This is a genomic window from Paenibacillus sp. FSL K6-1096, assembly GCF_037977055.1.
Taxonomy (GTDB): domain Bacteria; phylum Bacillota; class Bacilli; order Paenibacillales; family Paenibacillaceae; genus Paenibacillus_AQ.
The window spans coordinates 2,192,121-2,207,875 of record NZ_CP150274.1 but is presented as its reverse complement, the minus strand read 5'-3'; the positions used below and the strand labels follow the sequence as shown (position 1 = coordinate 2,207,875).

General features: G+C 50.1%; 8 protein-coding genes. 7 read left to right on the top strand and 1 reads right to left on the bottom strand.

The features are described 5' to 3' along the window. Positions 1-10: 10 nt before the first annotated feature. The 7 genes from MHI24_RS09635 (at position 11) to MHI24_RS09605 (ending at position 12,476) form a co-directional block, all read left to right on the top strand. Positions 11-1,243, top strand: a complete 1,233-nt coding sequence (locus MHI24_RS09635) for a nucleotide sugar dehydrogenase (RefSeq protein WP_340025410.1) — start codon at positions 11-13, stop codon at positions 1,241-1,243. Positions 1,244-1,553: 310 nt separating this feature from the next. Next, on the top strand, positions 1,554-2,549 hold the full coding sequence (gene rfbB, locus MHI24_RS09630; RefSeq protein WP_340025409.1) for a dTDP-glucose 4,6-dehydratase: 996 nt from the start codon (positions 1,554-1,556) through the stop codon (positions 2,547-2,549). Positions 2,550-2,552: 3 nt separating this feature from the next. After that, a complete protein-coding gene (locus MHI24_RS09625; RefSeq protein WP_340025408.1) occupies positions 2,553-3,200 on the top strand; it encodes a YdcF family protein in 648 nt (215 codons plus the stop codon). Positions 3,201-3,460: 260 nt separating this feature from the next. Further along, positions 3,461-4,816 carry a helix-turn-helix transcriptional regulator gene (locus MHI24_RS09620; protein ID WP_340025407.1) on the top strand — a complete coding sequence of 452 codons (1,356 nt, stop codon included), beginning with the start codon at positions 3,461-3,463 and terminating at the stop codon, positions 4,814-4,816. 109 nt (positions 4,817-4,925) lie between these two features. After that, positions 4,926-5,078 (top strand): hypothetical protein, encoded by a 153-nt coding sequence (locus tag MHI24_RS09615; RefSeq protein ID WP_340025406.1) that lies wholly within the window; start codon positions 4,926-4,928, stop codon positions 5,076-5,078. Between the two features lie 95 nt (positions 5,079-5,173). Continuing rightward, on the top strand, positions 5,174-6,958 hold the full coding sequence (locus MHI24_RS09610; RefSeq protein WP_340025405.1) for an aminopeptidase P family protein: 1,785 nt from the start codon (positions 5,174-5,176) through the stop codon (positions 6,956-6,958). A 259-nt stretch (positions 6,959-7,217) separates the two neighbouring features. Next, entirely contained in the window at positions 7,218-12,476 is a 5,259-nt protein-coding gene (locus MHI24_RS09605) for an S-layer homology domain-containing protein (RefSeq protein WP_340025404.1), read from the top strand. A 61-nt stretch (positions 12,477-12,537) separates the two neighbouring features. On the opposite strand, the gene MHI24_RS09600 is transcribed toward MHI24_RS09605, so the two are convergent. Beyond that, a complete protein-coding gene (locus MHI24_RS09600; RefSeq protein ID WP_340025403.1) occupies positions 12,538-15,720 on the bottom strand; it encodes an ATP-binding protein in 3,183 nt (1,060 codons plus the stop codon). Between the last annotated feature and the right edge of the window lie 35 nt (positions 15,721-15,755).

Genomic DNA, 15,755 nt, shown 5'->3' with positions numbered 1-15,755 from the left:
AGAGATACAAATGTTAGATGTGAAAATAAACGTTATAGGTATGGGTTATATAGGGCTTCCAACAGCACTTATGTTTGCTGCCAATAATATTGAGGTAATTGGAACTGACTATGATGAAAAATTAATAACTCAACTTATGCTTGGGAAAGTAACTTTTGAGGAGGATGGACTTACAGAATTATTTGAAAAAGCTGTTTCTCACGGAATTAGCTTCTCCACAACTTATCATCCTGCAGATATATACATTGTAGCTGTTCCAACACCATATAATAAAACAAGTAAAAAGATTGATCCAACTTATGTATTATCAGCTCTCAAAAGTATCATGGAAATTAGTCCAAAAGGTTCGACAATTGTAATAGAATCGACTGTATCACCAGGTACAATTAATAAATTGGTATATCCACTTATAAAGGAAAATGGCTTTATCATCGGAGAAGATGTTCACTTGGTCCACGCTCCTGAAAGAATTATTCCTGGGAATATGATATATGAATTGATTAATAATTCTCGTACAATCGGTTCGGATAACATTGATGTTGGAAATATTGTTAAAGAGTTGTATCAAGTGTTTTGTAAAGGAGAAATTGTATTAACAGATATAAGAACTGCTGAAATGACCAAGGTTATAGAAAATACGTTTAGAGATATTAACATTGCATTTGCTAACGAATTAACAAAAATCTGTCGCTCAGACGATATGGACGTATATGAAATTATAAGAATTGCCAATATGCATCCGAGAGTGAATATTTTACAGCCTGGTCCAGGTGTTGGAGGACACTGTATATCTGTGGATCCGTGGTTTTTAGTAGGAGATTATCCGGACTTAACTAATCTCATTTTGGCTGCAAGAAAAATTAATGATTCTATGCCACAGCACGTATTAAAAAGAATAAGAGATATTATGAAAAATAATAACATTAAAGATATCTCGAGAGTTGGATTATATGGCCTTACATACAAAGAAAATGTTGATGATATAAGAGAAAGCCCGACACTTCAATTGCTAGAAAAAATGGATGAACACTTAGCTTTTGGTGTAAAGGTATTTGATCCTATGCTAAAGGAAGTAGTTGTAGAAAATCAGATAATGGATTTTAATGACTTTTTAAATGAAATTGATATTCTTGTTATTATGGTTTCGCACTCGCATATAAAAGATAACATGGATAATTTGAAGACTAAGCTAATACTGGATACCAAAAATGTTTGTTACTTTGAGGGTGTTTATAAATTGTAATGAAATTTATGATCAACTAAAATAATGATTTATATTTTCATCTTTTGTAAGAAATGGCTAATGCTTGATTGGATACTAGCTTTTAAACATCAACGATTAATTTGAAGTAGTATCATCGTTGATTAATTTAATTATGCAGTCCCAACTCACTGCTTCTCTTCCTAGTTATGCTCTTTTTAAGAGTGTTTTTCTCAATTTTGAGATTGGACTTACAATATTGAAAGATGTGTTTTTATTTCTACATACTTTATTAAGCTGCTAGTTTTGCTTTTATACCTTATAACATTCGAATGATTCTGAGGTGTAACTCATGAGTAGAAAGAAATTGCTGGTTACCGGAGGGGCCGGGTTCATTGGTGAGAACTTCGTGCATTACATTATAGATAAATATCCTGATTATGAGGTCTATAACCTGGACCTGTTGACGTATGCCGGGGATCTGAACAAGCACAAAGGCATTGAAGGCTGGGAGAACTACCATTTCGTTCAGGCCGATATTGCTGACCGTGAAGCGGTGATGTCTCTTTTTGCACAGGAGCGTTTTGACTATGTTGTTCACTTTGCTGCCGAGAGTCATGTGGACCGTTCCATTACTCATCCGGCGGTATTTGTCCGAACGAATGTCATGGGAACCCAGGTGCTGCTGGATGCGGCGCGGACGATTGGCGTTACCAAGTTTGTTCATGTATCTACGGATGAGGTGTATGGCGAGCTGGATTTCGACCCTGCGGTATTCTTCACGGAAGAGACACCGCTTCAGCCGAATAGTCCTTATAGCGCGAGTAAGGCATCCTCTGATCTGCTGGTTCGGGCTTATTATGAGACCTTCGGCTTGCCGATGAACATTACACGCTGCTCCAACAATTACGGCCCGTATCACTTCCCAGAGAAGCTGATTCCTCTTACGATCTCGAAGGTTCTGAATGAACAGAAGGTTCCCGTCTATGGAGACGGCGCGAATATCCGGGATTGGCTGCATGTCTGGGATCATTGTGCTGCGATTGATCTGGTGTTGCATGAGGGCGTGAGTGGTGAGGTGTACAACGTAGGCGGACATAATGAGCGCACTAATCTGGAAGTCGTGAAGACGATTATCCATACCTTAGGTAAATCTGAGTCCCTAATTGAATTCGTTGCCGACCGGCTGGGCCATGACAAGCGTTATGCGATTGATCCAACGAAGCTGGAGCGGTTGGGCTGGAAGCCTACGTATACGTTCGAGACCGGGATCGCCCAGACCATCCAGTGGTATACGGAGAATGCACAGTGGTGGGAGCAAATTCTTAGCGGCGAGTACCGGAAGTAGCTTATGACACATTCAATATCCAAGACCAAGCCGGGCAAGCGCAGAAAAAGAATGCTTTTTCTGTACTTGCCTCTTCTGTTACTAGTCGTGCTGCTCTTCTGTGCGGGGCGCTTCCTTCCCCTCTCTGAAGTTCCCCGGCAGGCTGATGTTATCATCATCCTCAGCGGCGGGGGAGGGCGGGTGGAGCAAGGGGTTAAGCTATATCAAGAAGGCTATGCGCGGCAGCTACTGCTCTCCAACTCCGAAGAGATCACCGGCCCCGCCGGAGACATGCGCGAAACCGCACTCTCCCTGGGGGTGCCGGAGGGCGCGATTCTGACTGAGGACGCTGCGGAGAGCACCTACCAGAATGCGCAGCTCACGCTTCCGATCATGAAGCAGCATGGGTTCAAGTCGGCGATTGTGGTGTCGTCGGATTTTCATATGCGGCGGGTGAAGTTTATCTTCGATCATGTGTATAATAAGTCGGGGATTGCGCTGACTTATATCGGAGCGGAATCGGGTTATGACGCGAAGGCGTGGTGGGGGGACCGGTATAGCCGGGAGACGACGTTCAACGAATATATTAAGATGATTGGCAATGCCTTCGGCTACAATGGCCCGGAAGCGAAAAGCTCGCTGGAGCAGATTAAACGCTGGTTCCGCAGGTAGCGGGAGGACCAGAATCGGTAGTGGGTGAGGCAGGGTAAGCAGCGGAGGCAGCGGCTACGCCGATGTGATATCAGCACGACAGAGACCTTAGGAGACTACTAGGGTCTCTATTTTTTTACCGTCATGGCAAACCGGTTGCCAGTAGTTCACGGATTATACTAATCTGTGGCATTCTACGTTATTGAATATTGGAATAATGTGACATATTATTACATTATATAAACCGAATAATATTTGGATTCCAGTTAGGTGGTGTTTGCGTGGTTCCTACTACAACTATGATTCGCGATCTGTTAGCGTTGTATTTGTCGGAGAAGGAAATGTCTATTCATCAATTCTCGGGTCAATCCGGCATTAATTCAGGAACGCTCAGCCGGATACTTAGTGGCCGACAGCCTATCGCTATGAATCATCTGGAGCGAATCACCAAGGCGATGGATCTGCCGGAGGATCATTTCTACAGCTTGTATGTGGATGAATGCTTCTATTTCTCGTCACCCACCTGGCGGCGTCTGCGGCCTTTTCTGGTGCGTTCGGCTGAGCTGGGCCGTCTGGATTGCGTTGAACAGGTTGTTCAGAATCTGCTGGAGAATCTGGTCTATGCCCCCATGCTGTTCGAAGTGGCTGAAGGACTGTTTCAAGAGGGACTGTGGCAGGCTGCCGAATTGTTGTATAAGAATGTGAGTGCCAGTGAGAAGTATCAGAATTCCGAGCGGCTCGCGATATGCCAATACCGTCTGTTCCGTATCGCCATTGGTGATGACCAGGCACGGAATTTGCAGGCGGCGCATCTCTTCGAATGCTACCTGGACCGGCTGGATGAAGCGGATCAATTGGACGGGTTGAATCATTTGGGTCATGTCTACGGTTCAATGAATCGGTGGCATAAAGTGGATGAACTCGCGAAGAAGATGCAGCAATTAGCAACTATTCGTTATAATCTCCAGCGGCAGTCGAAACGTAGAGAGAATAACGAGAGAAAACCCGAGAAACCCCCGTACTTCTATATCCTGTACGCACAGCTTATCCGATCAAATGTGTGTGAGCAAATAGGAGACTATTCAGCGGCATTAGATTGGGTATCCCTCTATATGGATGGAAGCTGGATACAGGAGGACGATGAAGAAGTGAAGCGGACTGTGGCTCAGTTTCAGGAGTGGGGTGCTGCAAACAGACTGCTTTATCGGGTGATGGCAGGACAATATGAGGCGCTCTCTAACTATGTTGAATATATATCTGATCGACCAGATGAGATATTGATAGCGTTATACAATATTATCTTGTCGGCTAACCGCTATGACTGGAATGTTGATGATATTCTGGAGCGGTTTGCTTCCTATATTCCTTACCGGACGTATTCTACAGCATTTGGCGATTATAATCGGCAGATTATGTTGGACCACCACATTAAATTCCTCGCTGAGTTGGCAGCCTATTATTTACATGACAATCGCAAAGAGGGAATTAGATTTATCCTGCAAAGTTTAGAATCGTCTGTTAGGATCAATAACAAGAGCAATGTAATCAAATGTGTCGATCTGTTTGGACAATATCGGAATCAAGTAGATGAAGAAGAGCATCAACAATACAAAGTTCAAATTGGGGCATATCTATAGCGCATCTAGTCAACTTTTTCCTCTTCCCCTTCCATAATGCGACAAACAAACCAGGTATCCCGGTCTATAATTAGTAGCAAATCTATCTATAGTCTGGGAGATATGTACTATGCCTAATTATTATTTTAGGGAAGTATGGACACCGTTGCGGCTAGTGGGGATCAGGTTTTTCAAGGATGACAGCGGGCGGCTGTGGATCAAGAAGGGGAAGCAGCGGCGGAAGCTGGTACGCAAAGATGAAAGGGAGACGATGGAGACCTGAGGGTCTTCATCTTTTTTTGTATGCTAATCTTCCTTTTTTTTCTTGAGAGGCGGGTGTATGATCATTCAGTAGACTATAGAGAAGGACGGGTGGATATGGAGCCTAGGGAGAAGATACGTCAACTAAGAGAATGGATGGCTGAGCACCGGATGGACGCTTGTGTGGTATTGAGCGGGGATGCGCACATCAGTGAATATGAGGGGGAGCATTGGAAAAGCCGCCGCTGGATCACCGGCTTCACCGGCTCGGCCGGAACGGCTGTGATCACGGCAACGGACGCAGGCCTGTGGACAGATGGCAGGTATTACATTCAGGCGGAGCGGGAGCTGGAGGGCTCAGGTATCCGTCTGTTCCGCATGGCAGAACCCGGCGTGCCGCAATGGGATGAATGGCTGGCCGGGCAGCTGCCGCAAGGCGCCCGGATGGCCGTGGACGGCCGAACCTTGTCCGTGTCCGCTATGAAGGGTTTGCAGGCCAAGTTCGCAGAGAAGGGCATTCAGGCAGTCACAGACCTTGATCCGGTGGGCGCGATCTGGACGGACCGGCCGGCGATTCCGGCTGAGCCGCTGATGCTGCATGATGAAGCGTATGCCGGCCTCAGCCGGGGGGCCAAGCTGGAGCAGGTCCGGCTCGCGATGAAGCGTGCAGGCGCTGATTATTATGTGCTGTCTGCGCTGGATGATCTATGCTGGCTGTTCAACATCCGGGGACGGGATATCCCGTATAATCCGTATGTGACTGCTTTTGCCATTGTTGGTGTACATAATGCATGGTTATTCGCCGGAGGCCATAAGGCTACCCCGGAAGACAAGGCTACGCTAGGCCGGGATGGTGTGGAGATCAGGGAGTACGATGATATTATTCCCTTCCTGCAGACGCTCCCCGAGGGAGTCTCCGTGCTGTACGATCCCAATAAAACCGGGTATAGCCTGGCGGCAGCGGTCCCGGCCACGGTTAGGAGCATTGAAGCGCCGGGTCTTGTGGTGGCTCTTAAGTCGATCAAGAACGAGGTGGAGATCCGCAATATCCGTGATGTCTATCTGAAGGATGCGGCCGCCCTTGTGGGGCTGTTCAAATGGCTGCAGGAGACCGTCCCCGTCCGTCCGGTAACAGAGCTGGAAGCAGACGAGAAGGGGCTGGAGCTGCGGCGTAAGCAGCCTTTTTTTGCCGGGTTAAGCTTCTCCAGTATCTCTGCCTACGGTGCGAACGCCGCGATGATGCACTACTCGCCGTCTGCGGACCATCCGGTTCTGCTGGAGCCTAAGGGGCTGTATCTGCTCGACTCGGGTTCACACTTCCTGAACGGGACGACCGATATTACCCGCACGTTGGCGCTCGGCCCGCTGACAGATGAGGAGAAGAGAGACTTCACGCTGGTGCTGAAATCGGTGATTGCACTGTCTACAGCGAAATTCCTGTACGGCTCGACAGGCTCTACGCTAGATATTCTTGCCCGCAAGCCGATGTGGGACAATGGTCTGGATTATAAGTGCGGCACCGGGCACGGGGTGGGCTATTACTCCAATGTGCATGAAGATCCGCAGCGGTTCAGCTTCAAGCCTAATGCGGTCGTCCTGGAGCCAGGGATGATTATTACGGTGGAGCCGGGGATCTATAAGGAAGGCCGTCACGGCATCCGTACTGAGAACACACTGCTGATTACGGAGGATGTGACGACGGAGTTCGGAAGGTTCCTGCAATTCGAGGACCTCTGCTATCTGCCGGTCGACCACCGGGCGATTGTGCCAGCTATGCTAAGCGGCGAGGAGCTGGAATGGCTCAATCGCTATCATGCGAAGGTGTATGACAAGCTGGCGCCGCTGCTGGATGAAGAGCACCGGACGTGGCTGAAGGGGGAGACAGCGGCTCTGAATTGCTAAGTAAGAGTGGGATTGGAACGGCGGGGACATGAGAGGTCTTCGCCGTTTTTTATATTCGCGTTAAAACGATGCAGACAAAATGTGACAAAATCTCCGGCGTAAAGCTGATTTTCTGAGACCCTATTAAGGAAGTAATAGACATTTTCACTGAAAAAATGTAACATCCTTGTTGTGACTCTTCTTAATAGGATTAACTGGGGAAGGAGTAATAATATAACTATCGATGGCAATGCACGAACTGGGGAGAAGGAGATGGAGTATGTATTCGAAGAAATTAAGAGCAGCGGTTTCAATGGTTATGGTCCTATTGTTATCGCTATTAAGTGTGCTTGAGGTATCAGCCGCTCCGTTCAGAGCAGGGGTTGTCTCTAATGACCGGCTGCCGGACGGCACACAAAAGATTACGGTCAACAGTGTAGTGGATGTGACTTACAGAGATCTTAAGGTTCTGAATGAGGTTAAGTTCGTACTTATGAAAGAAGATGTGGAAATAGCCAGTCAGGTGAAGGCGGGAAGTGAAGCCAAGCTGACTGTGCTGGATGCAGTGTATACTTCTATGACGTACAGCAATCTTTCTTTTGAAGGACTGGCTGCCGGTCAGGAATATTCGCTTCATGCCGAATATACAGGCGGGCAGGGGCTGGTGGTGACACCGCCGCAGAGTATCCGGGTGCCTTCAGCTGCGGGTATTGATATCTCTGTTGAACGGATGACTAAGGATTCCAATACATATGAAGCTGCTGCACAATCGGAGATCCGCAGTGATGATAAGAATGTAAGGCTTACCATCCTGAATAACGGTGTTCCGCTTGTGAATGAATCGGTGGCAATCTGGACGAATTATCAGTCCTATTACTACACCACGGATGAGAACGGACAGATTCATCTTAGGGATAATCATAAATTATTCATGAGCAGTCCGGTTATGTTCGTATTGCTTAAGCAGGGAAGCGAGCAGTATGAAGCCAAGCCGATCTATGTCACTGATCTGGAGCAAGCGGGTACATATATGGTGGCTGTCCGTTATCTGGATGCCAAGGGGAAGTTGTTCACCCAATCATCCCTGAGTTATACCGGGCTGAGAGGAACGGTATATCAGGTAATTGTGCCGGGCTATACAGTGCTGGTGTTAAGAACGGGAGAGGTATCTGGAGACTACCAAGCTTATATCGCAACTGAGAACCGTGAAGCTTACATGTTCCGGCTTCCTGCCTCTTCATTGTACGCTGCCGAAGACGGGGGGCACAAAGAAATCATCAAGGATGCCAGTGACTTCAGCCGGATCAGCTTCCGCGCTGCCTGGGATGGTGAGCCCTTATCTGTAGAGAACTATTCTCTCATTGATAACAGCAGGTACAAACAGATTGATAATGCAAGAGGTTCTAAGCTCTTATTCGGACAAAGTATTTATCTTGAGAAGAATAAGGAATATGAATTTACATCAATTGCTAGAGGGTATGATACCAAGGACAGGATTATATTCCGCAATAAAATCACGCCGACCGAAGCAAAACATGAAGTATTCTATGATGGACACTCCCGGGATTTCAGCAAGCTGCATTTTCAGGTGCCTGCTACGGGTGGGGAACAAGCTAAAATAAACATCTCTTATCTGAACGAAAGATATAACTATAACCAGATTAGTCCTACGGTTCTTGCCGAAGGCGGTAATCTGTATGTACCTAAAGGCGAACAGATTCACCGTCTGACGGCAAACACTACTTTTGGCGGTATGGACAACAGCAATCCGAATGAGCTTGTGCTGAATTCATATTTCACTCCGGTTGACGATGAGTATACGATTCGTGGCGGCAGTACTTATCAGGCCGGGATCAGCTTCCGGGTGCCGGGCTCCAGTTACTATGACGAGGCTGAGCTCCGTGATCAGGTGGTTCTGGGTGAGAGTGTGAATGTTCTGGTGAAGGTGACCGATGAGTATGAGAATCGTCTTGATCTCAGCAGTAATTATAAGCTGGTCATCACAGATGAGAACGGCGCAGTGATCTCGGATGAATCTCTGTATTGGTCCACTGAGGAACAGGACGGGAATATGCAGCGGGTCAACAAGCGGGATTGGAAGCCTGCCAAAGCAGGGACGTATAAAGTTCAGCTATTCCCATACACCTATCAAAGCGGCGGTTACGTACAGGGAAAACTGCTAAGCGAGGCTGAGCTGAAGGTTCTGCCGAAGAACGAAATGGATATTGAGATTAGAGGCAACGATGGACAACTGGTTGACCTGGTAGATAAGCCATACCTGACCGTTGAACAGGCGCAAAAGGTAACCATTACTGTACGCCAGCATGATACAGGTGCCCAGGGGCAGCCGGTAGCCGGGGTACAGATCAGCCGTTATGACGAGGTGCTTGGCACCACCAATGAGCAGGGAACGTTCACCATTCCTGCTGAGAAGGCTGGTTATCTTGGAGAACTGTATTTTAAGAAGGCTGATTATTTATCTAAAAGTGTAAACATAGCGGTTATTGATCCGCAATCACAGGCTGTTATTCGTGTACGCGGCCTCGATAAGGCTGAAGGCGGTAACTATGCGGGCGGGATTCCGCTGGATGATGCGAATATCCAGGCTACAGTGACCAAAAGCGACGGGACCTCTTACGTTGTCAATTCTTACATTCGCACTCCAGGGTCGCAGGGATTCTTGGTGGTGGATTCTCCTTCAGCTGTAGACGTTGACTTCATGCGTTACAACAGAAGCCATGAAGGAGTGGAGGCCAAATATGGTTACTACATGTATGGCTCTATTAATACAGAACCCGGCAAGGATTATTCACTGGTGCTGGACGCAAGACAAGAGCTTCAGGAAGTCAGCAAGGTTATATTAGATCAGCCTACAGATGAGCTGTATGTGGTGCGGCAGGATTTGGCTGGGGCGGATTATATCCCTTATGTTATCGACAGCAATCCTGCAGGTGAGAATTATTTCTACGCCACTCAAGGAACCTACAGTATGCTGGCACATACGCGGGGAGACACTTTTGTATACCGTGATCAGGTTGTCATTGGTGCAGGAGACAATAGCTTGTCGATGGATGACAGTGCGTCTGCGCTGGCTACGCTGGTGGCACCCGAAGCAGGGACCATCTATGCGGTAAAATATAAGACTGCGGGCCAATCGACACTCCAAGGCTATGCGTACAATGCCAATCAGGTGCAAGTGACTCCTGGTGATGTAATAGTATCTGTAGACCAACTGATGGGTGCTATTGAATACCAGTATGATATTCATTTCGCACCTGGAACGCTGCAGGCAGGTACGCTTACCCAGATTACGCCACCGGCCTTGAAAGGGCTGGACATTGTGGGATTGCAGAATGGCAAGCTGATCCGGCCTGCGGGTACGACCTTGCTTGAGATTGGACTGGCCGATACGGCAGGCAACTCCATTGGACAGATCAAGAAGCCGCAAATTCTGGTTGCCAACGGCGGATGGAGCAGCGGCAGTAAGAGTCTGTACCCGGAACAGGCTTCCTATGAGCTTCAGAACGAAGCGGGGAAAGTGTTATCTACAGAGATCATACAAGGCTACCCGCTAATGGCGGTCACTTATAATTATGCAGATAACCAGTTTTTGACGGACGGTACTTACGTGATCAAAGCTTCGATGACCATCGATGGACAGACCTATACCCTGGACAAAAAAGTGATCCTGGAGTCGTCTGGAGGTCCTGTGGTTAATCCGGCCCCGAACCCGCCGGAAAGCAATAATGGAGGCAGCGGCGGCAATGCCGGTACGAATCCTGTGCCTTCACCAGGGGGAAGCGGGCCGGCAGCACCGGGGACTGCTCCGGCTGTGCCTGCCCCAGCTGCGCCAACTGGTAATAACGAGAAGGTTCAACAGCAGAATGAGAAGCTGCAGGACTTGCTGAAGAACACCTCCGGTACCGCAGCAGAGAAAGCTTCGGCGGCCCAGAGTGCGTTGTCCAGCATTGCCGAGTCCCTCAAATCGGCTAACACACCTGCACAGGCTGAACAGAACAGTAAGAGCTTGTCTCAGGCTATGGATACGGCAGCACAGCTCCTGGGTGCTATTCAGGATTCCGCAGAGAAACAGAAGATTGTGAGTTCGATTACGGAGCTAATAGGAAGTGCGCCATACTTACTGAACAAGCTGGATAGCTCCAGCAAGGCAGTAGAGGTTGCACAGACACTTATTAATAATGCTGCTGCAGTGCTGAATAACGCGCAGGGCATTCCGGCTGAAGAGGTTCAGAAGCTAAAGGCTGCTGTTATTCATTCCAGCCAGGCCGCGCTGAACAAAGCTAGTGAAGTCACAATTGCCAAAGAACATGTTAAAGTGGAAGGCAATGCTGTCTCTTCGCAGCTGGATTCGGGATTGATCAGTGCACAGATTGAAACGGCCAAGCAGGCGTTAGGTACTGTCTCCGGGGAACTGGCAAGCAAGCTGGGAGCCGGGGCAGCTGCGGATCTAAAGCTGACTCTAACGGTGAAAGTACCTCCGGTGGATAAAGGGATTCATAAGCTGAATACCACGCTGCCATCCGAGATTCTTACGCTGGTGCAAGAGAATGATATTGCCGGATTGAAGATTCAAATGGACCAGACGGCATTCACTATTGAGCCTGATACCTTCGGTAAGGTTGAGGCAGGCCAGAAGATTAATCTGGCAGCAGAAGTTGTAGAGAATGCTGTTGTTAACAAACCCCGTCAGGCAGAACCGCTGGCCAACATTCCTGTAATGGAATTCAGTGCTTCAGTTGGAGATCAGCCAGTTAAGAGCTTTGCCATGCCGATTGATGTGACTTTTGATGTGTCTTCGATTGATACTTCAAAATACTCCGAGGCTAATCTGGAGAATCTGACTGTGTATGTCCTGAATGAACAGAGTCTTACCTGGGAAGCGGTTGGCGGTAAATATGACCCTGTTACTCAGACCGTAACCGCTCCGAGAGGACACTTCAGCAAGTACACCGTGATGCTTGGAGCTGCTGCATACACGGATGTGCCTGCCAGTCACTGGGCCGTTAAAGAGATCAATTACCTGCTGACCAAGGGAATCCTGGATGAAGGCGGAGTATTTGCTCCATCGGAGAAGATCACCCGTGAGCAGTTCGCGGCAATGATTGCCAGAGCTTACGGACTGAATGGGGAAGGGCTGGCCTTGCCGTTCAAGGATATTAAGACAACGAATCCGTATGCGGATGAGATTGCTGCGGCTTATGCAGCAGGGATCATTAACGGTAAATCGCCGGTAGCTTTTGACCCTGAGGCAACCATCACCCGTGAGGAGATCGCAACGATGCTTGCACGGGCACTTACAACGTATAACGGCAAATCGGCTGTTGCCCAGCCGGAAGCAGTAATTGCATCCTTTACGGATGGAGCCAAAATATCGAAATGGGCAGTTTCCAGCGTTGCGCTGACCAAGAGTACGCATCTATTTGAAGGCTTCAAGGATCAGAGCTTCCGCCCTGCCCAGACAGCTACCAAAGCAGAAGCGGCTGCCTTGATCTACCGGTTGTATCAGTTGAAGCATTAGTCTAATTTAAAAAGCAGCGATTCTCCAATAAGGGGAATCGCTGCTTTTGATTTGAGCGGAATCAGTCGCGCCTCCGCTCCGGAACCACAAACGACACCGTGGTTCCTTCCTCAAGCCGGCTCTCGATGACCAAGCCCTGGCCGTAGAGCTGGGTCAGCCGCCGGTTCGTGTTCAGGAGGCCGATGCCCCGGGAGGGGAGTCCGGGTCCGCGCTCATCCAGCAGGTGCTTGACCTGCTCTTCGCTCATGCCCTTGCCGTTATCCTGCACCGCGAAGGAGGTGTAGCCGTCATGACGGTGAATACGGATCTGCAGAAGACCTCCGGCCTTGCGGCTCAGCAGGCCGTGCCGGACGGCATTCTCCACCAGCGGCTGCAGGGTGAGCGGGGGAAGGAGCAGGTCGATGCCCCGCTCTACGTCCCATTCAATCTCCAGGCGCTCCTCGAACCGTGCCTTCTCGATGAACAGATAGGATTCAACCAGCTCCAGCTCATGGGACAGGACGACAAGCTGCTGGGAGTTCATATAATCGAAGCTGATCCGCAGATAGGAAGAGAAGGCCTCCCCGAGATCACGCATCTTCGGCAGGTCGAATTCACTGAGCGCCAGCAGCGAATTCAGCGTATTGAACAGGAAATGCGGCTGAATCTGGGCCTGGAGGTAAGCGGCCTCCATCCGCAGGCTCCGGGTAATGGACTGCCTCAGCCCGGTCAGGGAACGGACGCGGTACTTCAGCTCCAGCGCATCCACCGGCTTGGCGACATAATCATTGGCTCCCGACAGGAAGCCGGTATAGATATCCGCCGGCAGGTTACGGGCGGTGAGCAGCAGGATGGGCAGCTCGGAGATGGTGAAGCGCTCCCGCACAATCCGGGTCAGCTCATAGCCGGACATGTACGGCATCATCACATCAGCGATCAGCAGATCCCACGGCTCAGTGCCGAGCAGTTCCAGCGCTTCCTGGGCGCTGTTGGCCGTGACCAGGTGTACGTGCTCATCTGAGAGTATACTGGCAAGGACCTTCAGATTGACCGGATCATCGTCTACGGCGAGGATATAAGCTTTGGGACTTAGAGCGGTATCCTGTCTCAGCGGCGGGTCGCTCAACTCAGCGGGAATCGAGAGCAAGCCAGTTTCCCGCTGCCGGAGGAAGCCCTGCTCCTCTGCGGACAGCCCGTCCTTCGGAGCGGGAGGGACCGGCCCGTGCTGTTGAAACTGCGCCTGCTGGGCGATTGCTGAAGAGACCAGCGGAAGCGTGAAGGTGAACACCGATCCCTTCCCCGGCTCCGATTCAACGGTGAGGTCGCCGCCGTGAAGCTCGGTCAGCAGCTTGCTGATGCTTAAGCCCAGACCGATGCCGCCTCCGTCAATAATTCCCTCGCTGCCCTGCTCGTACGGCGAGAAGATGCGCTGCTGGGTCTCCTTATCGATACCCGTTCCGGTATCGGCTACGCTGATCCGCGCATACTCGCCGTCGATGGCGGCAGATACGGTAACGGTTCCGGCCGGTGTGTATTTGATAGCATTGTGCAGCAGGTTATACAGAATCTGCACAATCCGTTTCTCATCACCCCAGACCGGAGGCAGGGAGGCAGGCAGCTCGTTCCTTAATTGCAGCGGCCTGCCTTCGATCATGAATTCGAACATGCCCAGCACCCCTGCCGTCAGCGACCCGATGGCCAGCGGCTCCTGCTGGAGGATGATCCGCTTCTCCTGCAGGCGGGTGACATCCAGCAGGTCGTTCAGCATCAGGGACATCCGGCGGCTGATCGTAATCAGCAGCTGCAGATCCTGATAGCTCTGGCTGTCCAGAGCAGCCTGTTCCTTCGAGGCCACCGTCTGGGCGATGCTGATAATCCCGTGCAGCGGTGTCCTCAGCTCATGTGAGGTATTCGCCAGGAATTGGTCCTTCTTCCGGTCACTTTCCTTGAGCTGCTGGTTAAGCAGCAGGTTCTCCTCTGAATTACGGAAATACCGCTTGAACCAGTACGCAGAGAAGCCAATAATGGCAGCGATCACATCCACCGGGTAATACAGGATGCTTGTCTTGTTGTTTGATTCCAGAGCGCCGCCAATGACACTGGAGCCGATGGCGGCAGCGGCGAACAGCAGGAAGACGGCATCCTGCTGCTGCCGTATGACCATCCGGCCGATATGATAGACCACTCCGGCTACAGGAAGCAGATAGAACATAGAGAAGAACATTCTGGCATACACCACCAGATGAGCCGGCATAACCAGAATATAGACGGTGTAGAGAAGCAGGCCGGCCAGATATCCCCTGAGCAGGCGGCCGGAGCGCTCATGGGCATAGAAGCTGCGCGCCAGCAGCAGCATGAACAGGGAGACCGCCGGATAGGCCAGCATTTTGATCTTCAGCGCCCAAGTGTAATTAATCGGGAGCCAGAGCAGCAGGAGTGTATCGTTGTCGGCGATGATGGAGACCGCTACAGCAATCAGCAACAGAAAGAAGATGAGGAACACATGCTGACGCCGGTTAAAAAAGTACAGAATGCCTGCATATAACGCATGAAGCAGCATAATCACAAAGCTGACCAGCTGGAAGCCAATGGAATACAAGCGCTCGTTATCCACAGCGGCCTGGGAGCCGAAGCGGATCGAGCGGACGATCCCGCCTTCCAGCGGATGGTCGTAGTTGGCCGCCCGGACGAGTAATACTATCTCCTGCTGCCCGGGTGTGTCATAGGACGCCAAATAAGAGACCGCCTTGGGGACATAGCCGCCGGGGCTGTCAGCCAGCTGTCCGAAGCTGGTCTCCTGCTTCTCATTAATATAAAGGCTGGAGGAGGCTTGGATGCGCTGAATCCAGAAGCTGTAATGCAGGGTCTGTGAAGGGTCGACCAGAATACGCAGCTTGTACGTCCCGTACCCCAGGGAGGATTGCTTCCCTTCAGGGAAGCCTGAACGCCAGTCGCCCGGAACCTGGACAACATTCGCCGTCTCCAGCGCTTGTGCGGCAGTATCCTTATCGCTGAGGAATTGGCCGGGATAGAATTCCCATTCCCCATCCAGCCGGATGGAACGGGAATGCTCGAAGTCCCAGCCCCGCATATCCAGCACCCCTTGCCGGGCTTCAGGATGCTCAGCCGCCGCAAAAGCATTAAACCACAGATAGCGCAGCCCGATCAACAGAGTCAGATAGAAGATTAGCAGCAGGGCATGCTTGACATTAAAGCGGGCGAAGAACTGTATGATGTTGTTGTGGATTCGGGTTATCTTGTTCATACGGTTTCAATTCGACAAACAGGAGGGTTATCCTG